Origin of the sequence: Herbaspirillum huttiense, from assembly GCF_047300815.1 — a bacterium.
Lineage (GTDB): Bacteria > Pseudomonadota > Gammaproteobacteria > Burkholderiales > Burkholderiaceae_D > Herbaspirillum > Herbaspirillum huttiense_A.
This window is the reverse complement of sequence record NZ_CP178608.1, coordinates 395798-417538: the sequence shown is the minus strand read 5'-3', so window position 1 is coordinate 417538 and position 21741 is coordinate 395798. Positions and strand designations below refer to the sequence as shown.

Annotated in this window: 20 protein-coding genes; 6 read left to right on the top strand and 14 right to left on the bottom strand. The window is 62.3% G+C overall.

Annotated features, from left to right (window positions below; translation table 11 throughout):
* Nucleotides 1-32 precede the first annotated feature (32 nt).
* Nucleotides 33-626, top strand: a complete 594-nt coding sequence (locus tag ACLRDN_RS01950) for a peroxiredoxin (RefSeq protein WP_413458738.1) — start codon at nt 33-35, stop codon at nt 624-626.
* An 84-nt stretch (nt 627-710) separates the two neighbouring features.
* On the opposite strand, the gene ACLRDN_RS01945 is transcribed toward ACLRDN_RS01950, so the two are convergent.
* From ACLRDN_RS01945 to ACLRDN_RS01900, 10 genes are all read right to left on the bottom strand, one after another.
* The gene (locus ACLRDN_RS01945) at nt 711-1250 is read right to left on the bottom strand and encodes a YggT family protein (protein WP_413458737.1); all 540 of its coding nucleotides are present in this window, start codon (nt 1248-1250) and stop codon (nt 711-713) included.
* 288 nt (nt 1251-1538) lie between these two features.
* Nucleotides 1539-2420: a histone H1-like repetitive region-containing protein gene (locus tag ACLRDN_RS01940; protein WP_413458736.1), complete on the bottom strand. Its 882-nt coding sequence runs from the start codon at nt 2418-2420 to the stop codon at nt 1539-1541.
* 503 nt (nt 2421-2923) lie between these two features.
* A complete protein-coding gene (locus ACLRDN_RS01935; RefSeq protein WP_413458735.1) occupies nt 2924-4090 on the bottom strand; it encodes a ribonucleotide-diphosphate reductase subunit beta in 1167 nt (388 codons plus the stop codon).
* Nucleotides 4091-4302: 212 nt separating this feature from the next.
* A complete protein-coding gene (locus ACLRDN_RS01930) occupies nt 4303-7281 on the bottom strand; it encodes a ribonucleoside-diphosphate reductase subunit alpha (protein ID WP_413458734.1) in 2979 nt (992 codons plus the stop codon).
* A 401-nt stretch (nt 7282-7682) separates the two neighbouring features.
* The gene (gene ampD, locus ACLRDN_RS01925) at nt 7683-8306 is read right to left on the bottom strand and encodes a 1,6-anhydro-N-acetylmuramyl-L-alanine amidase AmpD (protein ID WP_413458733.1); all 624 of its coding nucleotides are present in this window, start codon (nt 8304-8306) and stop codon (nt 7683-7685) included.
* Nucleotides 8307-8308: 2 nt separating this feature from the next.
* Entirely contained in the window at nt 8309-8608 is a 300-nt protein-coding gene (locus tag ACLRDN_RS01920; RefSeq protein WP_145606080.1) for a PP0621 family protein, read from the bottom strand.
* Nucleotides 8605-9417: an inner membrane protein YpjD gene (locus tag ACLRDN_RS01915; protein ID WP_204726176.1), complete on the bottom strand. Its 813-nt coding sequence runs from the start codon at nt 9415-9417 to the stop codon at nt 8605-8607. The genes ACLRDN_RS01920 and ACLRDN_RS01915 overlap by 4 nt, the downstream gene beginning before the upstream one ends.
* A gap of 136 nt (nt 9418-9553) precedes the next feature.
* Complete coding sequence (locus ACLRDN_RS01910; protein ID WP_034334689.1) at nt 9554-10363, bottom strand: ABC transporter ATP-binding protein; 810 nt, start codon at nt 10361-10363, stop codon at nt 9554-9556.
* A gap of 1 nt (nt 10364) precedes the next feature.
* Nucleotides 10365-11186, bottom strand: coding sequence for an ABC transporter permease (locus tag ACLRDN_RS01905; RefSeq protein WP_088756260.1), 822 nt, complete (start codon nt 11184-11186; stop codon nt 10365-10367).
* Nucleotides 11187-11201: 15 nt separating this feature from the next.
* Nucleotides 11202-12185, bottom strand: a complete 984-nt coding sequence (locus ACLRDN_RS01900; protein ID WP_413458732.1) for an ABC transporter substrate-binding protein — start codon at nt 12183-12185, stop codon at nt 11202-11204.
* A 345-nt stretch (nt 12186-12530) separates the two neighbouring features.
* Between ACLRDN_RS01900 and ffh the strand changes: the two genes are divergently transcribed.
* From ffh to ACLRDN_RS01885, 3 genes are all read left to right on the top strand, one after another.
* A complete protein-coding gene (ffh, locus tag ACLRDN_RS01895) occupies nt 12531-13901 on the top strand; it encodes a signal recognition particle protein (protein WP_413458731.1) in 1371 nt (456 codons plus the stop codon).
* 416 nt (nt 13902-14317) lie between these two features.
* Nucleotides 14318-14809 carry an SWIB/MDM2 domain-containing protein gene (locus tag ACLRDN_RS01890; RefSeq protein ID WP_343725991.1) on the top strand — a complete coding sequence of 164 codons (492 nt, stop codon included), beginning with the start codon at nt 14318-14320 and terminating at the stop codon, nt 14807-14809.
* Between the two features lie 342 nt (nt 14810-15151).
* Nucleotides 15152-15559 (top strand): hypothetical protein, encoded by a 408-nt coding sequence (locus tag ACLRDN_RS01885; RefSeq protein WP_413458730.1) that lies wholly within the window; start codon nt 15152-15154, stop codon nt 15557-15559.
* 75 nt (nt 15560-15634) lie between these two features.
* Here ACLRDN_RS01885 and ACLRDN_RS01880 read toward each other — a convergent pair whose 3' ends face one another.
* Nucleotides 15635-17362 carry a proline--tRNA ligase gene (locus ACLRDN_RS01880; RefSeq protein WP_134221187.1) on the bottom strand — a complete coding sequence of 576 codons (1728 nt, stop codon included), beginning with the start codon at nt 17360-17362 and terminating at the stop codon, nt 15635-15637.
* Between the two features lie 227 nt (nt 17363-17589).
* Between ACLRDN_RS01880 and ACLRDN_RS01875 the strand changes: the two genes are divergently transcribed.
* Nucleotides 17590-18180, top strand: coding sequence for an RNA pyrophosphohydrolase (locus tag ACLRDN_RS01875; protein WP_413458729.1), 591 nt, complete (start codon nt 17590-17592; stop codon nt 18178-18180).
* Between the two features lie 5 nt (nt 18181-18185).
* Entirely contained in the window at nt 18186-18764 is a 579-nt protein-coding gene (locus ACLRDN_RS01870; RefSeq protein ID WP_413460332.1) for a CNP1-like family protein, read from the top strand.
* 129 nt (nt 18765-18893) lie between these two features.
* Here ACLRDN_RS01870 and proB read toward each other — a convergent pair whose 3' ends face one another.
* From proB to rpmA, 3 genes are all read right to left on the bottom strand, one after another.
* Nucleotides 18894-20012: a glutamate 5-kinase gene (gene proB, locus ACLRDN_RS01865; protein ID WP_121042575.1), complete on the bottom strand. Its 1119-nt coding sequence runs from the start codon at nt 20010-20012 to the stop codon at nt 18894-18896.
* Between the two features lie 116 nt (nt 20013-20128).
* A complete protein-coding gene (gene cgtA, locus ACLRDN_RS01860) occupies nt 20129-21238 on the bottom strand; it encodes an Obg family GTPase CgtA (protein WP_121042573.1) in 1110 nt (369 codons plus the stop codon).
* A gap of 202 nt (nt 21239-21440) precedes the next feature.
* The gene (gene rpmA / locus ACLRDN_RS01855) at nt 21441-21698 is read right to left on the bottom strand and encodes a 50S ribosomal protein L27 (protein WP_006713216.1); all 258 of its coding nucleotides are present in this window, start codon (nt 21696-21698) and stop codon (nt 21441-21443) included.
* Between the last annotated feature and the right edge of the window lie 43 nt (nt 21699-21741).

Here is a 21741-nt window from a genome sequence, read left to right as displayed (position 1 = left end):
GCCGGCAGCCCGGCCTGACCAGGAGAATTGCGATGCGGAACCCTTCCCTGTTTGCCTTGCCTGCTGCTGTTCGCATGCGCCTGCGCCGCTGGTCTGGCGCCTCGCTGCTGTTGGGTGCGGCGCTGTGTTCGCAGGCTGCGCTGGCGGCATTGAAACCGGGCGACAAGGCGCCTGAATTCTCGGCCCCGAGTTCACTGGGCGGACAGGTCTCGACCTTTTCGCTCTCGGAAGCCCTGAAGAAGGGACCGGTGGTGCTGTACTTCTACCCGGCCGCCTTCACCTCCGGCTGCACCATCGAAGCCCATCTGTTTGCCGAGGCCGTGGATCGCTACAAGGCCCTGGGCGCGACCGTCATCGGCGTGTCAGGGGACAACATCGAGACCCTCAACAAATTCTCGGTCAGCGAATGCCGCAGCAAGTTTGCGGTGGCGGCCGACGTGGACAAGAAGATCATGAAGGCCTATGACGCCCAGTTCATGAAGGTCACCGGCTATGCCAGCCGCACCTCCTACGTCATCACGCCCGATCACGCCATCCTCTACGAATACACCGACATGAATCCGGAAAAGCATGTGGAGAACACCATGCAGGCACTGGAACAATGGTCGGCCAGACGGAAGCGCTGAGCGAAGGCCGCAGGGACTGCGCAGATGAAAAAAGAGCCGGACGATGTCCGGCTCTTTTTCATTGACGCGGCGCTGGCTGCCGGGTCAGAACACCCCGAAGAGCAGCGCACCCACCACCCGCACGGCGATCTGCAACAGGATCAACAGTACCAGCGGCGAGAGGTCCACGCCACCCAGCGGCGGAATGATACGGCGCAGCGGGCTTAGCAGCGGATCATTCAAGGCGCGCACGAACGGCGCCAGGGGTGCATGCGGGTTGACCCAGCTGAAGACGGCTTCGAGGATGAGCGTGGCCATGAAGCCATAGCAGATCCACTCGAAGAAGCGCTCCAGCGACACCAGGAAGATGAGCTTGAAATCGAAATTGGTCTGCCAGCCCAGGATGGCGATGATGGACAAGAGCACGATCAGGAACGCCCCCACCAAGCTGGCCCAGTCATGGCGGCCGCCCGGCATGAGCCGGCGCAGGGGCAGCACCAGCCAGTCCGAGAGCTGGTAGACGAATTGCCCCACCGATTGCGGCGGACGCACGCGCACTACCTGCATCCAGAAACGCAGCAGCAGGACACCGGCCAGGATGCTGGCGACGGCGTTGACGATCATCGTGAAAATACTATGCAGCACAGGGATCTCCATCAGTGAGAGGCAGGGCACATACTAGTGGGCAAGCGGCTGCAGCGCAATCGCAAGCTGAACGCGGTATCAGACGGCAGCCCAAGCGCGGGCGCCGCGAGCGAGCATACCTGAGCTTTCATATATTGTGCCATTGCGGTGATTTGCCAGAGCCTTGATGCAGCATGGATCGCCGTGGACATGGCGGCGCAATCGTGCGGACATAAAAAAACCGCTGCATGGCGCAATGCCATACAGCGGCCTTCAGTCTGAGGGGATCAGACTAGACGCGCGCCGATCTTACGGACGGCCAGCGCCGGTCGGGAACGGCCATGCAGCGGCCGGGTTCAGCACGGTCTTGGCGGCCGGTGCTGCTGCGGCGGCTGCCGGCTTGGCGGCTGCCTTCTTCGGAGCGGCGGCCTTCTTGGCGGCTGCCTTCGGAGCTGCAGCTGCCTTGGGCGCTGCGGCCTTCGGAGCGGCTACCTTCTTGGCGGCTGCCTTCGGAGCTGCAACCTTCTTGGCTGCTGCGGCCTTGGGAGCGGCTGCCTTCGGAGCGGCTGCCTTCTTGGCGGCGGCCTTGGGGGCTGCAACCTTCTTGGCGGCTGCCTTCGGTGCTGCAACCTTCTTCGCTGCAGCGGCCTTCGGAGCGGCTGCCTTCTTGGCGGCTGCCTTCGGCGCTGCAACCTTCTTGGCTGCTGCCTTCGGAGCTGCAACCTTCTTCGCTGCGGCGGCCTTCGGAGCGGCTGCCTTCTTGGCTGCTGCCTTCGGCGCTGCAACCTTCTTGGCTGCTGCCTTCGGTGCTGCAACCTTCTTGGCTGCGGCGGCCTTCGGGGCTGCGGTCTTCTTGGCTGCTGCCTTCGGTGCTGCAACCTTCTTCGCTGCGGCGGCCTTCGGAGCTGCGGTCTTCTTGGCTGCTGCCTTCGGTGCTGCAACCTTCTTCGCTGCGGCGGCCTTCGGAGCTGCGGTCTTCTTGGCTGCTGCCTTCGGTGCTGCAACCTTCTTCGCTGCTGCCTTCGGAGCGGCTGCCTTCTTGGCAGCTGCCGGCTTGGCGGCGGCCTTGGCCACGGTCTTCTTGGCGGCTGCGGCCTTGGGCGCGGCTACCTTCTTGGTGGTTTCCTTGGCGGCTGCCGCCTTCTTTGCCGCCGGCTTCTTCGCCGCGGTCTTCTTTGCTGCTGTTGCCATTTTGTTTCTCCTTCTTCACGTGAATGGAAAAAATCAAGCTTGATATAAGCAACCCGCACGCGACATCGCGATGACGCGGGCGAGCTATTCATCGGCACAAGCCGCCTGTGGCTTGCGCTAATGAATTCGGCACCAGCTGAACTGCTGCATCCCCTCACCTATGCAGCGCTTCAGCTATCTTGGCGACGCCCCTCCGGTAGTGCCCGCGCAATGGCGCAGGAAGATGCGACTACGGGAGCAGGCGCGACACCAAAAAAAACGCCAGCGTGTTCAAACGCTAGCGTCGGAATCGCGTTCCTGAAAAACCTTGGTGTTTTTCAAAGGAAAAGCCGCCTGACCCGACAAGATGGGGTTAAGCGGCGATAACAGAGAAGATGGATTCGGTCTCTGACTGTTCATTAATTTGGCGTAGGCCTTTTCCGTTTCAGCAGCCGGGCATCTTGCAAGCTACCCGGCTCCTGTTGTGCATCATGTCTCGATGAAGAGAACTTCAAGACTGCACATCATTCCCAACTCAGTGCGCCCCCGGTTTGGTATTCGATGACACGGGTCTCAAAGAAGTTGCGCTCCTTCTTCAAGTCGATCATCTCGCTCATCCACGGGAACGGATTTTCTTCTTGTGCGAACAGCGGGTCCAATCCGATTTGCTGTGCGCGGCGGTTTGCGATGAATCGCAGGTAGCCCTTGAACATGGTAGCGTTCAACCCGAGCACGCCTCGCGGCATTGTATCCTCTGCGTAACGATATTCCAACTCCACCGCGCGTAAAAACAACGATTTGATTTCGTCGCGGAACTCCGGAGTCCACAGGTGCGGGTTCTCCATCTTCACGGTGTTGATCAGGTCGATGCCGAAGTTGCAGTGCATCGATTCGTCACGCAGGATGTATTGATACTGCTCGGCCGCACCCATCATCTTGTTCTGGCGACCCAGTGCCAGGATCTGCGTGAAGCCCACGTAGAAGAACAAACCTTCCATGATGCACGCGAAGACGATCAGCGACTTCAACAGCTTCTGGTCATTCTCCATCGTGCCGGTCTTGAACTCGGGATCGGTCAGCGTATCGATGAAGGGAATCAGGAACTCGTCCTTGTCGCGGATCGATGCGACCTCGTGATACGCATTGAAGATCTCGGCTTCATCCAGGCCCAGCGATTCGACGATGTACTGGTAGGCGTGGGTGTGGATCGCTTCTTCAAAAGCCTGGCGCAGCAGGTACTGGCGGCACTCCGGCGCGGTGATGTGGCGATAGGTGCCCAGCACGATGTTGTTGGCGGCCAGCGAGTCGGCTGTGACGAAGAAGCCCAGGTTGCGCTTGACCAGACGGCGTTCGTCTTCGGTCAGGCCGTTGGGGTTCTTCCACAGCTCGATGTCGCGCTGCATGTTGATCTCTTGCGGCATCCAGTGGTTGGCGCAACCGGCCAGGTACTTGTCCCAGGCCCACTTGTACTTGAAGGGCACCAGCTGGTTGACGTCGGTGTGGCCGTTGATGATGCGCTTGTCGGCGGCATTGACGCGGCGGGTGGTGTCGACCTGCTCGCCGTTGCCGGCCATCAGTGCCGGATTGAGCGCGGCGTTGGTCTGGCCGAAGGCCGGTTGCAGTTGCGGCTGCAGGTTGGGGGTGCGCGGCGCCTGGGCCGGTTGCTTGACTTCATCATCCCAAGAAAGCATCTGTGGTTCCTCTTTACTTTATCGGTAGCTGCCGGCGAGGTCGCATGACCATGGCGCGGCGGGTGTCTATCAGGTGACAACGGCGCATCCGGTGAAGTTCACCGCGATGCGCCGGCTAGGGTGGGCAGGACTTGGGACAGTGGTGCTGCCGTCATCTCGGATGACCTTGAATCATCCTCATCAGCAGGCCGTCCCGGCCCTGCCCGGATTGCTTACTGGCAGGCCTCGCACTCTTCAAAGCCCGCGTCGCCCGGACGCATGGTGCAGACCGGACCATCGGCTTCGATCGAAGCACCCGGGGTCGGCATCACGTAGGCAGCCGAGGCAGCGGCGGCCGAAGCGATCGGTGCGGCCGGCACGGCAGGTGCCGACGCCATGGCACCGGCGCCGCCGTCAACGGCCACGGCGTTCAGTGCACCCGCACGGGAAGTGGACTTCTCGGTGTGGGTCGCGCCGATGGTGCGCAGGTAGTAGGTGGTCTTGAGGCCACGCAACCACGCCAGCTTGTAGGTCTCGTCCAGGCGCTTGCCGGAAGCACCGGCCATGTAGATGTTCAAGGACTGGGCCTGGTCGATCCACTTCTGGCGACGCGAGGCGGCTTCCACCAGCCAGGATGGATCCACTTCGAAGGCGGTGGCGTAGATGTCGCGCAGGTCTTGCGGGATGCGGTCGATCTTGGCCAGGCTGCCGTCGAAATACTTGAGGTCGGCGACCATGACTTCGTCCCACAGGCCACGGGCCTTCAGGTCGCGTACCAGGTACTCGTTGATCTCGGTGAATTCGCCCGACAGGTTCGACTTCACGTACAGGTTCTGGTAGGTCGGCTCGATGCAAGCAGACACGCCGATGATGTTGGAGATGGTCGCCGTCGGGGCGATGGCCACGCAGTTCGAGTTGCGCATGCCGTGTTCGGCGATGCGTGCACGCAGGGCGGCCCAGTCCAGGGTCTCGGTGGTGTCGGTTTCCAGGTAGCCGCCGCGCTCTTGCGCCAGCAGTTTCAGGGAATCCTGCGGCAGGATGCCGCGATCCCACAGCGAACCGCGGTAGGAAGCGTAACGGCCGCGCTCTTCAGCCAGTTCGGTCGAGGCCATATAGGCGTAGTAGCAGACGGCTTCCATGGAGCGGTCGGCGAATTCGACTGCGTCCATCGAGGCGTACGGCACGCGCTTGATGTGCAGGCAGTCCTGGAAGCCCATGATGCCCATGCCCACCGGACGGTGGCGCAGGTTGGAATCACGTGCCTTCTTGACGGCGTAGTAGTTGATGTCGATGACGTTGTCCAGCATGCGCATGGCAGTGCGGACGGTCTTTTGCAGCTTGGCATGGTCCAGCTCGCCATTGACCAGGTGCGCCGGCAGGTTCACCGAACCCAGGTTGCAGACCGCGATCTCGCTCTCGTTGGTGTTCAGGGTGATCTCGGTGCACAGGTTGGAGCTGTGCACCACGCCCACGTGTTGCTGCGGCGAACGGATGTTGCAAGGATCCTTGAAGGTGATCCACGGGTGGCCGGTTTCGAAGAGCATCGACAGCATCTTGCGCCACAGGTCGTTGGCTTGCACCTTCTTGAAGAGCTTGAGCTCGCCACGGGCAGCCTTGGCTTCATAGGCGGTGTAGGCTTCCTCGAAGGCACGGCCGAACTTGTCGTGCAGGTCCGGGGTGTCGGAGGGCGAGAACAGGGTCCACTCGCCCTTTTCCATCACGCGCTTCATGAACAGGTCGGGAATCCAGTTCGCGGTGTTCATGTCGTGGGTGCGGCGGCGATCGTCGCCGGTGTTCTTGCGCAGTTCGAGGAATTCCTCGATGTCCATGTGCCAGGTTTCCAGGTAGGCGCAGACCGCGCCCTTGCGCTTGCCGCCCTGGTTGACCGCCACGGCGGTATCGTTGACCACCTTCAGGAAGGGAACCACGCCTTGCGACTTGCCGTTGGTGCCCTTGATGTGCGCACCCAGGGCACGCACCGGGGTCCAGTCATTGCCCAGGCCGCCGGCGAACTTGGCCAGCAGGGCGTTTTCCTTGATGGCTTCGTAGATGCCGTCGAGGTCGTCGGCCACGGTGGTCAGGTAGCAGGAGGACAGCTGCGAACGCTGGGTACCGGAGTTGAACAGGGTCGGGGTCGAGCTCATGAAGTCGAACGACGACAGCAGGTCATAGAACTCGATGGCGCGGGTTTCGCGGTCGATTTCGTTCAGTGACAGGCCCATGGCCACACGCATGTAGAACGCCTGGGGCATCTCGATGCGGGTGCCGCCGATGTGCAGGAAATAACGGTCATACAGGGTCTGCAGGCCGATGTAGCCGAACTGCAGGTCGCGCTCGGGCTTGATGGCGGCAGCCAGCTTGGCCAGGTCAAACTGGGCCAGCTTGGTGTCGAGCAGCTCGGCTTCGATACCCTTCTTCACGTATTGCGGGAAGTACTCCAGGTACTCGGCCGGGGCGTCGGCCTGGGCCACTTCCTTGCCGAAGACTTCCTTGCGGATGGTGTGCATCAGCAGGCGCGAGGTCACCTGGCTGTAAGCAGGGTCCTTTTCCATCAGCGCGCGGGCAGCCAGGATGGCGGACTTGTACAGCTCTTCGACGGGCACGCCGTCATACAGGTTCTTGACGGTTTCGGAGAGGATGGCTTCGGCATCGACGTGCGATTCCAGGCCGACGCAGGCAGCGGCGATCAGGGAACGGACTTCGTTGATGTCCAGCGGACGGCTCTGGCCGTCTTCGGTCACATGCAGTTGCGGTGCGGCCACTTCGGCCTTGGTGGCGGCGCCTTGCTGGGCGCGCTCTTCCATGCGCTTGGCGCGGTACAGCACGTAGGCACGGGCGACGTCATGCTCGCCCGAACGCATCAGGGCCAGCTCGACCTGGTCCTGGATATCTTCAATATGGAAGGTGCCACCGGTGGGCTGGCGGCGCACCAGCGCCGACACCACGTTGGTGGTCAGTTGCTCGACCATCTCGCGCACACGCGCCGAAGCGGCACCCTGGCCACCGTTGACGGCCAGGAAGGCCTTGGTCACGGCGATGGAAATCTTGGAGGGCTCGAAACCGACCACGGCGCCGTTGCGGCGGATGATGCGGTATTCGCCCAGGCCAGCGGTCTGGGACACGATGGCCTGGCCTTCGGCGGAACCTTCCAGCTCGGCAGAGGTGCCGAACGGGGCGGGCGATTTGACGGAAATTTCTTGGGTTGAGCGCACTTAGCCTCCTGGGGTACATGGGGCAGATGGCCGGGGGTTGCCACCTGCGTTGCTAATAACTTCATCCGGGCCCCGAACGGCAAAGGGCCCGCGAACGGCGGAAGCGTCCCACAATGACTGTCCCTTGCGTGGACATTCATGCTGACGCAAAACTGCTTGAAACTGATGTGTGGAACGGAATTAAAAGAAGGAGAACCGGGGGCGTTGTCGTACTTGGTTACTGCCTCGCGGGTCTTGCACCTTCTGAAGCACTGCCTGAAACGGGCCTGCCGTGGATGAAGGCCCGACACCAACAACAAGTTCAACTGAACACTACATCTAGTATCAAAACATCGAATGGGACTAATTCTAGTAGCGGGTCCGGGCGGATGCAACCGCTATTTAGAGAATTTTTGTGCTGCTCAAGCTTGACTTTTGTGAAGGCCAAGAGGGAAGCGCAATTGCGCCGCGTTAACAATTTTCACCATTTTGTTGTGATAGCCGTCCCAGTCGAAGAAGGGGCCCGGGTCGGTCTTGCGCACCGGCGCGATGTGCTCGTGACCGGCCACGGCGGTCAATCCGTAGCGCGTTACCAGGGCCTGGGAGAGCTGCACCAACGTCGCATATTGGGCTTCGGTGAAGGGTTCGAAGTCGGTCCCTTCCAGCTCGATGCCGATGGAAAAATCATTGCAGCGCTCGCGTCCCTCGAAGCTGGACACCCCCGCATGCCAGGCGCGGCGATGGGCCGGCACGAACTGCACCACTTCGCCATCGCGGCGGATCAGGAAGTGGGCCGAGACGCGTAGCGGACGCAGCTGGTCAAAATAGGGATGCGCGTCAAAGTCGAGCCGGTTGCAGAACAGGTCGGCGATATAAGGGCCGCCGAATTCACCGGGCGGCAGGCTGATGTTGTGGATCACCAGCAGCTCGGCGGCCACACCGTCGGGACGTTCGTCGCAATTGGGCGAGGGTTCGCGGCGGGCGCGATCGCACCAGCCGTCGCCATCGATGATCCAGGCGCCGGGCTCAGGGAAGGCAGCGTCCATGCTCAGAAGGAAGCCAGGCGGCGATGCTCTTCGCAGCAGTATTGCGCGCCGGAGGCGTGAACCACCGCCTCGGAGGACGGGAAGTGGATGCCGCAATGGGCACACTGCACCATGGTCTCGACATTGCTGTCGCCACGGCGGCGAAAGCGCGAGGGCTTGGGACGCGGCATGCCCGGCTCGGGCTCACCGGCGGCCGGATTGCCATCGGCGGCACGGTCGCTGCCGGCCAGCATGGATTTCTTGGCGCGCTGGAACCACACCACCACGGCCAGCAGGACCACCAGCCAAATCAGATATTTCATGTCAGAACCCGATGCAGCACGACTTCGAGAACGAACCGGCTGCCCACATAAGCCAATAAAAGGATGGCGAACCCGGCCAGCGTGAAGCTCAGCGCGGTCCGCCCCCGCCATCCCTGCCAGCGGCGGCCGGCCAGGAGCAGGCCGAACAGCAGCCAGGACAGCATGGTGAAGACCGTCTTGTGGTCCCACTTGAATGGTGTCCCGAACAACTGCTCGGAGAAGACGACACCCGATAGCACCGTCAGCGTCAGCAAGGTGAAGCCGAAGGCGATCAGGCGAAACAGCAGTTTTTCCATGGTCAGCAGTGCCGGCAGGCGATCCAGCGCCAGCCCGAACCAGCCCGACTGGGCGGCCGGACCGGGCCGGGTATGCAGGCGCGACTCCTGCAGCACCATCAGCACCGCATGGAAGGCGGCGATGGTGAGCGTGCTGTAGGCCAGGATGGAGATGGCGATGTGCGCCAGGAACCAGTCGGACTTGCCAGCCAGCGCCACCATGTTGCCGGGGAAGGCACTGGGCAGCACCACCGCTACGGCTGCCACCGGCAAGACCAGCACGCGCATGCTGTCGAGCGAGAAATTGCGATTTTCGAGCCAGTAGGCCGCCACCGAAATCCAGAGCGTAGACGACAGCATGACCGCAAAGCCCACCCGCAGTGCGTCGGGCGCGAACATGTCCGACAGCAGCGCCCCGCCGTGCAGCATCCAGCCGGCCACGATGCCCGCCGAAATCGGCACGCGCCGCTCCGAGGGCATGAAGGCGCAGCCCAGATAGAGCAGTGCAGCCAGGATGAAAAAATAAGTTTGCATCACCCGAGTTTACACTATCTCGGCCTCCGGCCTTCTTGCGCCCGGTCAGCCGGCGCGCGAATCGGGCTCGCCAAATGCGACACGGCAGGGGTTGCCTGCCGTGTCGGACGCTTCACTATAGAGAGCCGCAGCCGCGTCAGTCGACCGCCGCCGCCTTCATCTCCGCATTGTGATGGCGCTGCTGCTCCTCCATCACCAGCTGGCCCAGTTCGCGTTTCAGGGCATTGAACTCAGGGTCCGCCGGATCGCGCAGGCGCGGCAGGTTCACCAGCATGTCGCGCTTGACCGTGCCTGGACGGTAGGTCATGACCACGATGCGGTCGGCCAGGTAGATGGCCTCCTCGATGCTGTGGGTGACGAAGACGATGGTTTTCCTGAACTCGTCCCAGATGCGCAGCAGCTCATCCTGCAGGTTGCGCCGGGTCAGCGCATCGAGGGCACCGAAGGGCTCGTCCATGAGCATGATGGGCGAATCCAGCGCCAGCACCCGGGCGATGGCCACCCGCTGGCGCATGCCGCCCGAAAGATCCTTGGGGAAGCGGGTGCGGAAGTCGATCAGGCCCAGCTTGTCCAGCAATTGCGTGACGCGCTGGTGGATCTCGGCCTTGGGCGTTCCCTTGATCTCCAGTCCGAAGGCCACGTTCTGTTCCACCGTCATCCAGGGGAAGAGCGCGTATTCCTGGAACACCATGCCGCGATCCGGTCCCGGCTCGGTAACCACCTTGTCGCCGGTGAGGATCTGGCCGGACGATGGCAGGGCAAACCCGGCGATGGCGTTCAGGAGCGTGGACTTGCCGCAGCCGGAAGGGCCCAGCAGGCAGACGAACTGGCCATCCGGGATATCGAAATGGATGTCCTTGAGGGCCACGACCTCGCGGTCATCGGTCTTGAAGACCTTGTGCACATTCTGTATACGAATGCGCGGGGAAGCATTTGTCTGGTTCATCTCAGTTCTCCAGCCCGCGATGCCAGCGCAGCATGTAATTGTTGAGGCGGCTCATGCCCAGGTCGATCGCCAGACCCAGGAGGCCAATGGTGATCATGCCGGCGATGATCTTGTCCGACCAGAAATATTCACGTGCCTCCATGATGCGGAAGCCCAGGCCATTGCTCACCGCAATCATCTCGGCCACGATCACCACGATGAAGGCGGTCCCGATGCCGATGCGCACCCCCGATAGGATGTAGGGCACCGCCGCCGGCAGCATCACCCGCAGGAACAGCGTGGACTGGCTCGCCCCCAGGTTGCGGGCCGCGCGCAGGTAGATGCTGTCGACCTGGCGCACCCCGGCAATGGTATTCATCAGCACCGGGAAGAAGGCCCCCAGCGAGATCAGGAACAGCGCCGGCGGATTGCCCAGCCCGAACCAGAGGATGGCCAGGGGGATGTAGGCAATCGGCGGAATCGGACGGATCACCTGCACCGTCAGGTTCATCAGCCCATAGATGCGCTGGCTGGAGCCCATCAGCAAGCCCAGCGGCAGGGCCAGCCCGGCACCGATCAGGAAGCCGGCCACCACCCGGTACAGGCTGCCGATGGCATCCATGATCAGTTCACCCGAAAAGGCCCAGGCCAGCCAGCTGCCGGCCTCAGGCTCATAGGGTTTCAGGGGGGTGGCGTATTCCACCCATTTCTTCAGGACCGCCCAGGGCGAAGGCAGGATCTGCGGATTGATCCAGCCAGCCCGGGAGGCGCCCTCCCACAGCGCGATCACGATGATCGGCACCAGCAGCCCCTGCAGGAAGCTGCCCTTGTTGTTCTTTGCCATCGAGATTCCCCCGTCTTACTTCAGGTTCATGCTCTTCTTGGCCTGCTCCAGCAGATCGGTCTTCACCCAATCCTTGGCCACAGGCGGCTTGGCCATCTTGCCGGTGCCGTACTTGGCCATGGTGTCGGTGGTGACCTGGATGTGCTCGGCCGTGATGTCGTAGGCGTAGGGCGAGTTGCCGATGGCGTCGTAGAAGTCTTCCTTGGTGATCTGGTTCTTGAAGATCACTTCACGCACGTACTTTTCGGCCACTTCCGGCTTGTCGATGAAGGTCTTGGTCGCCTCCAGGAAGCAGCGCATGAACTTCTCGGCCAGGGGACGCTTCTCGGTGTAGAACTTCTCGGTCATCACCATGGTGCGATAGGGCTCGCCGATGGGGGTGTCATACGGCTTCATCACTTCCACGCCGAAGCCCTTGTTGATGGCCTGCGAGGATTGCGGCTCGCTCTGCATCATGGCGTCGATGTTCTTGCCCAGCAGGGCCTGGTTCAGGTCGGCGAAAGCCAGATAGACGATGGTGACATCCTTGGCGGAAAGGCCGTTCTGGCCCAGTTCGGCATCCAGCAGCACTTCATGGATACCGCCCCGGGTGACGCCCACCTTCTTGCCCTTCAGGTCCTTGACCGACTTGATGCCGGAGTCCTTGCCCGCCACCAGGCGCGCGCCGCCCTTGGCGAAACCGGCCACCACATAGATCGGAGCGCCGTTGGCCCGGCCCGAAATGGCGGCCTCGGAGGCGGTCGTACCCACATCGAGCTCACCAGCCAGGATGCCCTGCATCACGTCCGGGCCCTTGGCGAAGACTTTTTCATCGACCTTGATGCCACACTTGGGGGCGATCTCCTTGATGTAGGACACCGCGCCATAGTGGGCGAACTTCAGGTTGCCCAGGCGGATGACGTCGTCGGCCGCGTGGCTGCTGGCCGAAAATCCGGCGCAGGCCAGCAGGGCCAGCGCGATCCATTGTTTTTGTTTTGGTTTTTGCTTTTGCTGATGCATTTCCACTCTCCTCTGGTGTGTATCGTTGTTGATACGGCGCGCCGGCGGCAGTCGTGCAGGCCGGCAGTCTCGATGGCGTTGGCCCGTGCTGCGTGGCAGGGGCCTTGATTATTCTGTGCGCTTGGAAATTCAGCGCCCATGTATACACAAAGAGCGCAAGCCGTACAAGCTGTTAATTTTACGTAGCGTCCCCATCTGCGGCGCACGCGCCGGCAGGGGCGCAGCGGGGCTGATCGGTTAGAATGCAGGATTGCCCGCCGCCCCCGCCTGCGCACTCCCGGTGCGTCGTAGTCCCGGCCAGCGGCCCTGCGGCCTTTCCGCCCCCATACATTTGCAGATATCACCATGCTAGACAACCTGACCCAACGCCTCGCCAAAGTCGTCAAAACCATGCGCGGCGAGGCGCGACTGACCGAATCCAATACCGCCGAGATGCTGCGCGAAGTGCGCCTGGCCCTGCTGGAGGCCGACGTGGCCCTGCCCGCCGTGCGCGAGTTCATCGCCAAGGTGAAAGAAAAAGCCATGGGCGAAGAGGTCATCGGCTCGCTCACCCCCGGCCAGGCCCTGGTCGGCGTGGTCCAGCGCGAGCTGGCCAGCCTGATGGGCGCCGACCTCGGTGCCGAAGCCTCGCAACTGAACTTTGCCACCCAGCCGCCGGCGATCATCCTGATGGCCGGCCTGCAGGGTGCCGGTAAAACCACCACCGTCGGCAAGCTCGCCAAATACCTGCGCGAGAACAAGAAGAAAAAGGTCCTGACCGTCTCCGCCGACGTCTACCGCCCGGCCGCCATCGGCCAGCTGCAGACCGTGACCGGCCAGGCCGGCGCCGATTTCTTCCCCAGCCAGCCCACCGACAAGCCGGTCGACATCGCCCTGGCCGCGCTGGATTACGCCAAGAAGCACCACCACGAAGTCTTGATCGTCGACACCGCCGGCCGTCTGGGCATCGACCAGGCCATGATGGATGAAATCCGTGCCGTGCACGCCGCCATCAAGCCCATCGAAACCCTGTTCGTGGTCGACGCCATGCTGGGCCAGGACGCCATCAACACCGCCAAGGCCTTCAACGACGCCCTGCCGCTGACCGGCGTGGTGCTCACCAAGCTGGACGGCGACTCGCGTGGCGGTGCTGCGCTGTCGGTGCGCCACATCACCGGCAAGCCCATCAAGTTCGCCGGTGTGGCCGAAAAGCTCGACGGCCTGGAAGCCTTCGATCCTTCGCGCATGGCCAACCGTATCCTGGGCATGGGCGACATCCTGGCCCTGGTGGAAGAGGCACGCAAGGGCGTGGACATGGAAGCCGCGCAGGACCTGGCGCACAAGATCAAGGGCGGCGGCAAGTTCGACCTCAATGACTTCAAGGCCCAGCTGTCGCAGATGAAGAAGATGGGCGGCCTCACCAGCCTGCTGGACAAGCTGCCGGCCCAGATGCAGGCCGCCGCCGGCAACGCCAACATGGACCAGGCCGAGAAACAGGTGCGCCGCATGGAAGGCATCATCAACTCCATGACCCCGCAGGAGCGTGCCAAACCCGAGCTGATCAAGGCCACCCGCAAGCGCCGCATCGCCGCCGGTGCCGGCGTGCAGGTGCAGGAAGTCAACCGCATGCTGTCGCAGTTCGAGCAGATGCAAACGATGATGAAGAAGCTCAAGGGCGGCGGCATGATGAAGATGATGCGCGGCATGAAGGGCATGCTGCCGGGCGGCATGCGCTGACCGTTCTGGCTGCAAAGCCTTGCTGGACAAGGCTTTGCGTCCCTTCTGCACGACCTCCGGCGGTCTCTGCTGCCGCCGGGAAAACTCCCCTCCTCCGCTTTTCCTCTCCGTTTTCGAGCCCCGATCCGGTCTCTCCGGATACGTTTTCTGCCCGCGTCGTGCGCACGAAAACATGCCCTTCTTTCATCGCTTTTGCTTCACCTCCGATATCGTCAAAGCAGCCCTTTTCCGGACTTCCACGATCCGCCGCGATCCCTTTACCGGCGCGGCTTGACGGCGGATCGGGCCGGCTCGTTGTTTCCTGGCGCTTTCACTGGAAAATCCACTAAAAAATACTTGCGTGGCCGTGCAAAGAGCACCACTATTAGCGGTGCGTAAATGACGCATTCATCTCATTCTTGTGAGGAGTCTTTCCGATGGCCACAGCAAAAAAAGCAGCAGCCGCAGTAAAGAAGCCAGCAGCAAAACCCGCAGCCAAACCCGCAGCCAAACCCGCAGCTAAAGCAGCCGCCAAACCGGCCGCCAAAGCCGCTGCTCCCAAGGCAGCAGCCAAGCCTGCAGCCAAGGCAGCGCCGAAAGCCGCACCGAAGGCCGCTCCCAAGGCAGCCGCTCCCAAGAAAGCCGCAGCAAAACCCGCCGCCAAGCCCGCAGCAAAACGCACTCCCAATGCCGCCTTCATGAAGCCGCTGACGCCGTCGGCAGCCCTGGGCGAAGTGGTCGGCGCCAAGCCGCTGCCGCGCACTGAAGTGACCAAGAAGGTCTGGGAATACATCAAGAAGCACAAGCTGCAGAACGCCGAAAACAAGCGCAACATCGATGCCGATGACAAGCTCAAGGCCATCTTCGGCGGCAAGAAGCAAGTCACGATGTTTGAAATGACCAAGCTGATCTCGGCTCACCTGAGCTGATCGACGCCCGCGGTTTGCAAGCGACTTGCAAACAAAAACGCCCGCAGAGGTCATGCGGGCGTTTTTGTTTCCGGGTGTTTCAGCAGCCGTGGCCTTGTCCACCGGTTTTCCTCTTGTCTGACGCCGCATGCAGCGCTTCTCTGATGGCCTCCAGGCCGCTCACCGCCTACCATGGCGGTTCTGCAGGGTGTGGCACTGGCCGCAAAGGCCGGTAATCAGCTTTCCAGCTCACATCGCCTCCGGCAGAACTGAATAAAAGAACCGAAAACCGGAAACCGGGTCTATCCCTGTGCCATCCACTGATGAGCCTGCACGCTCATGACCAAGAGAAAGGAAATGACCATGCCAAATCAAACCGCCACCCTGCGTCACCAGCTGCTGCGTTCGGCCAGCGCCCTCGTGATCGGCCTGGCCGCCCTGGGCGGCGCCTCGCACGTGTTCGCAGCGGGCAAGGCCGGCCAGTCGGAATACCAGCAGCAGATCGCCGCCTGCAAGAGCGGCGCTTCCACCGAAGACCGCGCCACCTGCCTGCGTGAAGCCGGCGCCGCCCAGCAAGCCGCTGCACGCGGCACGCTGACCGATCCCGGTACGGACCAACTGAAGGAAAACGCCCTTCGCCGCTGTGAGGGCCTGCCGCAATCGGATCGCATCGATTGCGAGAAGCGCGTCAACGGCCAGGGCAACAGCGATGGCAGCGTCGCCTCGGGCGGCATCCTGCGCGAGACCGTGACCATCGTCCCGGCCAAGTAACCGTCATTTCGCGCCGCCCAAAAACAAAGGCGGACGCCATGGCGTCCGCCTTTGTCATTGCAGCCTGTGGAAAGATCAGGCAGCCAGCTTGCCCTGGATGAAGGCCAGCGCCTCGGCCAGTGGCACCTGGGTAGCTTCGGCATCGCGACGGCCCTGGTACTCGATGTTGCCATCCTTGAGGCCACGGTCACCGACCACGATGCGATGCGGCACGCCGATCAGTTCCCAGTCCGCAAACATCGCGCCCGGACGCTCGCCACGGTCATCCAGCACCACATCCACGCCGGCTTCGGTCAATTGCGCATACAGCTTGTCGATCTCGGTCTTGACGGCTTCGCTGCGGTCATAGCCCATGGGGCAGAGCACCACTTCAAAGGGCGCAATCGAGGTCGGCCAGATGATGCCGCGGTCGTCGAAATTCTGTTCGATGGCCGCGCCCAGGATACGGGTCACGCCGATGCCGTAGCAGCCCATCACCAGCGGTTGCGGCTTGCCGGACTCATCCAGGTAAGTCGCCTTCATCGCTTCGGAATAGGTGGTGCCCAGCTGGAACACGTGGCCCACTTCGATGCCGCGCTGGATCGCCAGCACCCCCTTGCCGTCCGGCGAGGCATCGCCTTCGACGACGTTGCGGATGTCGGCCACCAGCGGCTCGGGCAGGTCGCGGCCCCAGTTGGCACCGGTGTAGTGGAAATCGGCTTCGTTGGCGCCGCAGACGAAATCAGCCATGTTGGCCACCGTGCGGTCGGCCACCACCTTGACCGGCTTCTTGGTGCCGATCGGGCCCAGGTAGCCCGGGGGCGTGCCGAACCATTCGACGATCTCGGCTTCGTTGGCGAAGCGGTAGGTGGACAGGCCCGGGATCTTGCTGGCCTTCACTTCGTTGAGTTCATGGTCGCCGCGCAGCAGCAGCAACCAGATTTCCTTCTTGGCCGGATCTTCGTTGTCCACCGCCAGCACGATGGATTTGACGGTGCGTGCCAGCGGCAGGCCCAGCAGTTCGGCCACGGCTTCGCACTTGGACTTGCCGGGCGTGGCGGTCTTTTCCAGCGCCTGGGTGGCGGCACCGCGGCTGCTGTCCACGGGCAGCGCTTCGGCCGCTTCCATGTTGGCGGCGTAATCGGAGGTGGGGCAATAGACCAGCGCGTCCTCACCGGTGGCGGCGATCACGTGGAACTCGTGCGAGCCGGAACCGCCGATGGCGCCGTTGTCGGCGGCCACGGCACGGAACTCCAGGCCGAAGCGGGTGAAGATGCGCACGTAGGCGTCATACATGGCCTGGTAGGACTTCTTCAGGCCATCGACATCGCGGTCGAAGGAGTAGGCGTCCTTCATCGTGAATTCGCGGCCGCGCATGAGGCCGAAACGCGGACGGCGCTCGTCGCGGAACTTGGTCTGGATGTGATAGAAGTTGACCGGCAATTGCTTGTAGCTGCGCAGCTCGGTGCGGGCCACATCGGTGACCACTTCTTCGGAGGTGGGCTGGATGGCGAAGTCGCGGCCATGGCGATCCTTCACGCGCATGAGCTCGGCACCCATCTTGTTCCAGCGGCCGGTTTCCTGCCACAGCTCGGCCGGCTGCACCACCGGCATCAACAGCTCGACGGCGCCGGCGCGATTCATTTCCTCGCGCACGATGGCTTCGACCTTGCGAATCACGCGCAGACCCATGGGCATGTAGGTGTAGATGCCAGCCCCCAGACGCTTGATCATGCCGGCACGCATCATCAGCTTGTGGCTCACGATTTCAGCGTCGGACGGGGCTTCTTTCAGGGTGGAAATAAAAAAACGTGAGGCGCGCATGACGGTCGGTTCTTTTTAAAAAGAGGAGGGTTATAATCGTTCCAATTTTAAAGGATTAGCTGGCTGATGCGCCCTTTCTTTGCAGATTTGCTCCTAGTTTCAATGACATCCGTGCATCGATGTGATTGCTCCTGACCCGCTTGGCGTACCGGTTTTTCCGTGTACGCCCGCAGTCGCATGAGCCTGCCTGAAAGGGACTTCCAGCCGCAGAAAGTTTGAGGATCACCATGCTGGATCGAGAAGGCTTCCGCCCGAACGTCGGCATCATCCTGCTCAACGCCAATAACGAGGTGTGGTGGGGCAAGCGCGTACGCGAGCACTCCTGGCAATTCCCGCAAGGCGGCATCAAGCACGGCGAGACCCCCGAACAGGCGATGTTCCGGGAACTGGAAGAAGAGATCGGCCTGCGTGCCGAGCACGTCAAGATCATCGGCCGCACCCGTGACTGGCTGCGCTACGAAGTCCCCGATCATTTCATCAAGCGCGAGGTGCGCGGCCATTACCGCGGCCAGAAGCAGATCTGGTTCCTGCTGCGCATGGTCGGGCGCGATTGCGACGTCAACCTGCGCGGCACCTCGCATCCGGAATTCGATGCCTGGCGCTGGCATGACTACTGGGTGCCGCTCGATGTGGTCATCGAGTTCAAGCGCGAGGTCTATCAGCAGGCGCTGCAGGAATTGTCGCGCTTCCTGAATCGTCCGGGCCACGGCCCGCGCCGTGCCGAGCAAGCCGCACGCAGTGCGCATCCCCACAAGAATCCGGGCCAGGCCGTACAAGCCCAGCCCTGCAACGGCGCGAGCACGCCGGAAACCAAGTGAGTTCCATGCCCTCTTTCCAGCAACCTGAACCCCCACATTCCCTGTTCACCGTGCGCGGCCTGCGCCGCGCGGTGCTGGCCTGCTCGCTGCTGGCGGCCTGCGCCGGCGCACTGGCGCAGAGCTTCGATGAAGAATTCGACGACGAGGACAAGCCCTGGCAGGAAATCGCCGTGCAGTTGCCGCCGACACCCCAGGAGCAGAACCTGGCCGAGTTCTACCTCAGCCCGAATGCCACCATGAAGGCCTACATCGATACCAATTCGGTGTCGATCGGCACCGACAAGGTGGTGCGCTACACCGTGCTCACCAAGACCGAAGGCGGTGCGGTCAACGTGATGTACGAAGGCATGCGCTGCGAGACCTGGGAAAAGAAGACCTACGCCTTCGGCCATCCCGATGGCAAATGGTCGCGCTCACGCCGCGACAAGTGGCAATACATCCGCGACATCGGCGTCAACCGCATCGATGGTGCGCTGTTCAAGGATTATTTCTGCGAAGGCAAGATCATTGCCGACAATGAGAACGTCAAGAGCATCGTCAATCGCCTCAAGACGCAGACGCGTATTGATCCTGTGCGCCGTTGATCCGTTTGCCGGTCTGCACTATGCAATAAAAAACGCGGCCTCGGCCGCGTTTTTTATTGCCTTCACGAAATGATTTATATCGTATATATCGTATAAATAATTTCTTTCAAGCAATGCGATACATCGCCTTCACAGCAACACCAGGTTATCCCGATGCACCAGCTCCGGCTCCTCGACGAATCCGAGGATAGCCTGGATCTCGGAGGAAGGATGGCGAATGATGCGCCGAGCATCCGAGCTGTTGTAGTTGCTCATGCCGCGCGCGATGGCGCGGCCGCTCTCGTCCACGCAGGTAATCACATCACCCCGGCCGAACTCGCCCGAGACTTCGACCACCCCGATGGGCAGCAGCGACTTGCCTTCCAGGCTCAGCTTCTGCACTGCGCCGGCATCGAGCACCACGCGGCCGGCGGTCTTGAGGTGATCGGCCATCCATTGCTTGCGCGCGGTCAGTTGCGCGGTCTCGGCATTGAGCTGGGTACCGATGGCTTCACCTGCGGCCAGGCGCGTCAAGACCTGTTCCTCTCGTCCCCACGCGATCACGGTATGTGCGCCGGAGGTGGCCGCGCGCTTGGCGGCGAGGATCTTGGTCAGCATGCCGCCACGGCCGATGCCGGTGCCGGTGCCGCCGGCGATGAGCTCCAGCGACGGGTCGCCGGCACGCGCTTCGGAAATGAGGGTAGCCGCCGGATCCTTGCGCGGATCGGCGGTGAACAGGCCCGGCTGGTCGGTGAGGATGATGAGCGCTTCGGCTTCGATCAGATTGGCCACCAGCGCGCCCAAGGTGTCGTTGTCGCCGAACTTGATTTCATCGGTGACCACCGTGTCGTTCTCGTTGATGACCGGCACCACGCCCAGTTGCAGCAGGGCGAACAGGGTGGAGCGGGCATTGAGGTAGCGTTCGCGGTCGGCCAGGTCGGCGTGGGTCAGCAGCACCTGCGCGGTGTGCAGGTCGTGCTTGCGGAAACTGGTTTCGTAGATCTGCGCCAGGCCCATCTGGCCCACGGCCGCGCAGGCCTGCAGGTGATGGATGCCGGTGGGGCGCTTGTCGAAGCCCAGGCGCTGCATGCCTTCGGCCACCGCACCCGAGCTGACCAGCACCACTTCCTTGCCCAGCGCGCGCAGCTGCGCGATCTGTTCGGCCCAGCGGGCGATGGCGTTGGCGTCCAGGCCCTTGCCATCATTGGTGACCAGGGAAGAGCCAACCTTGATGATGAGTCGCTTGGCGCGTTGAATGACCGATTGCATAGTGTTCCGGGTTCTGATTCTTCTGGGAGCGGTCGGAAAATCCGACAGGCAGAGATGATAGCCCGAACCGCCCCCGCGCGCAGCCCCAAGAAGCCTCAGGGCGGCGCCGGCATGAATCAGTCCAGGACCTTGAAGCGCGGATCGTCCGGATCAATGCTGGAGATGGCGCGGGCTTCCTCGGTCATCTGGGTTTCTTCGGCGCGGTGCTCTTCGGCGCGCTTGGTTTCCAGATACTTGTAGATGTCGTTGATGAGCTCTTCGCAGCCATCACGGTTCAGCGCCGAGATCTCGAAGACCGGACCCTTCCAGCCGAAGCGCTTGACGAAATCCTTCACGCGCTTGGCGCGTTCGGCCTCGGGCACCACGTCCAGCTTGTTCAGGACCAGCCAGCGCGGCTTGTCGAACAGGGACTGGTCGTACTTCTTCAGTTCCTGCACGATGGCCTTGGCTTCCTTGACCGGATCGACTTCTTCATTGAAGGGGGCCAGGTCGACGATGTGCAGCAGCAAACCGGTGCGCTGCAAGTGGCGCAGGAACTGCACGCCCAGACCGGCGCCATCGGCCGCACCTTCGATGAGGCCGGGAATGTCGGCAATCACGAAGCTCTTTTCATGGCTCACGCGCACCACACCCAGGTTGGGGTGCAGGGTGGTGAAGGGATAGTCGGCGATCTTCGGACGGGCGTTGGAGACGGCCGTGATGAAGGTCGACTTGCCCGCATTGGGCATGCCCAGCAGGCCCACGTCGGCCAGCACCTTCAGTTCCAGGCGCAGCTCGCGGCGCTCGCCTTCCTTGCCTTCGGTCTTCTGACGCGGGGCGCGGTTGGTGGAGGTCTTGAAGTGGATGTTGCCCCAGCCGCCTTCGCCGCCCTTGGCCAGCATCACGGTCTGGCCGTGGAAGGTCAGGTCGGCGATGTGTTCGCCGGTGTTGATGTCGACGATGAGCGTGCCCACCGGCATGCGCAGGTAGACATCATCGGCACCCTTGCCGTAGCAGTCCGAGCCACGGCCGTTTTCGCCGCGACCAGCGCGGTGCAGCTTGGCGTAGCGATAGTCGATCAGGGTGTTGACGTTGCGGTCGGCCACGGCCCAGATGGTGCCGCCCTTGCCGCCGTCGCCGCCGTCGGGACCGCCGAAGGGGCGGAATTTCTCGCGGCAGAAGCTGGCGACACCGTTGCCGCCATCCCCTGCCACGACTTCAATACGTGCTTCGTCGATGAATTTCATGATTTGGACGCCTCATGGGACATGGGAGCCGCTAACAAAACGTCGATGCATCCTCGGTCCTGGTCAGGACCCACCCCAGCGCTTCCGACGGAAGGCTGGGCTCGGCGCTTTGTTGACGGCTCTTCAAAAATCAAAAAGGCTCCACCATCGGCAGAGCCTTTTTTATGCCTGGTTTCCGGGCGAACCCGGATGACAGGAACGCTTACGCCGTAACGACGGTAGCGTATTGACGCTGTTGCAGGCCCTTGACAACGAACTTGACCTTGCCGTCCTTCAGGGCGAACAGGGTGTGGTCCTTGCCGACGCCGACGTTTTCGCCAGCGTGGACGCGGGTGCCGCGTTGACGGACGATGATGCCGCCAGCGTTGATCACTTGGCCGCCATAAACCTTGACGCCCAGGCGTTTCGATTCTGAGTCACGGCCGTTGCGCGTAGTGCCGCCGCCTTTTTTGTGTGCCATTTAAAACTCCTTGATGACTTTGGATGAGCAGTTCGTTCGGGTC

Bases quoted from the DNA above. Each gene is read 5' to 3' on its own strand.
- ACLRDN_RS01915 (WP_204726176.1), bottom strand. From the start codon at position 9,417: ATGCAAACTTATTTTTTCATCCTGGCTGCACTGCTCTATCTGGGCTGC.
- ACLRDN_RS01905 (WP_088756260.1), bottom strand. From the start codon at position 11,186: ATGGCAAAGAACAACAAGGGCAGCTTCCTGCAGGGGCTGCTGGTGCCG.
- ACLRDN_RS01935 (WP_413458735.1), bottom strand. From the start codon at position 4,090: ATGCTTTCTTGGGATGATGAAGTCAAGCAACCGGCCCAGGCGCCGCGC.
- ampD (WP_413458733.1), bottom strand. From the start codon at position 8,306: ATGGACGCTGCCTTCCCTGAGCCCGGCGCCTGGATCATCGATGGCGAC.
- ACLRDN_RS01885 (WP_413458730.1), top strand. From the start codon at position 15,152: ATGCCAAATCAAACCGCCACCCTGCGTCACCAGCTGCTGCGTTCGGCC.
- ACLRDN_RS01900 (WP_413458732.1), bottom strand. From the start codon at position 12,185: ATGCATCAGCAAAAGCAAAAACCAAAACAAAAACAATGGATCGCGCTG.
- rpmA (WP_006713216.1), bottom strand. From the start codon at position 21,698: ATGGCACACAAAAAAGGCGGCGGCACTACGCGCAACGGCCGTGACTCA.
- ACLRDN_RS01950 (WP_413458738.1), top strand. From the start codon at position 33: ATGCGGAACCCTTCCCTGTTTGCCTTGCCTGCTGCTGTTCGCATGCGC.
- ACLRDN_RS01910 (WP_034334689.1), bottom strand. From the start codon at position 10,363: ATGAACCAGACAAATGCTTCCCCGCGCATTCGTATACAGAATGTGCAC.
- ACLRDN_RS01870 (WP_413460332.1), top strand. From the start codon at position 18,186: ATGCCCTCTTTCCAGCAACCTGAACCCCCACATTCCCTGTTCACCGTG.
- ACLRDN_RS01890 (WP_343725991.1), top strand. From the start codon at position 14,318: ATGGCCACAGCAAAAAAAGCAGCAGCCGCAGTAAAGAAGCCAGCAGCA.
- ACLRDN_RS01920 (WP_145606080.1), bottom strand. From the start codon at position 8,608: ATGAAATATCTGATTTGGCTGGTGGTCCTGCTGGCCGTGGTGGTGTGG.
- ACLRDN_RS01880 (WP_134221187.1), bottom strand. From the start codon at position 17,362: ATGCGCGCCTCACGTTTTTTTATTTCCACCCTGAAAGAAGCCCCGTCC.
- ACLRDN_RS01875 (WP_413458729.1), top strand. From the start codon at position 17,590: ATGCTGGATCGAGAAGGCTTCCGCCCGAACGTCGGCATCATCCTGCTC.
- proB (WP_121042575.1), bottom strand. From the start codon at position 20,012: ATGCAATCGGTCATTCAACGCGCCAAGCGACTCATCATCAAGGTTGGC.
- cgtA (WP_121042573.1), bottom strand. From the start codon at position 21,238: ATGAAATTCATCGACGAAGCACGTATTGAAGTCGTGGCAGGGGATGGC.
- ACLRDN_RS01940 (WP_413458736.1), bottom strand. From the start codon at position 2,420: ATGGCAACAGCAGCAAAGAAGACCGCGGCGAAGAAGCCGGCGGCAAAG.
- ffh (WP_413458731.1), top strand. From the start codon at position 12,531: ATGCTAGACAACCTGACCCAACGCCTCGCCAAAGTCGTCAAAACCATG.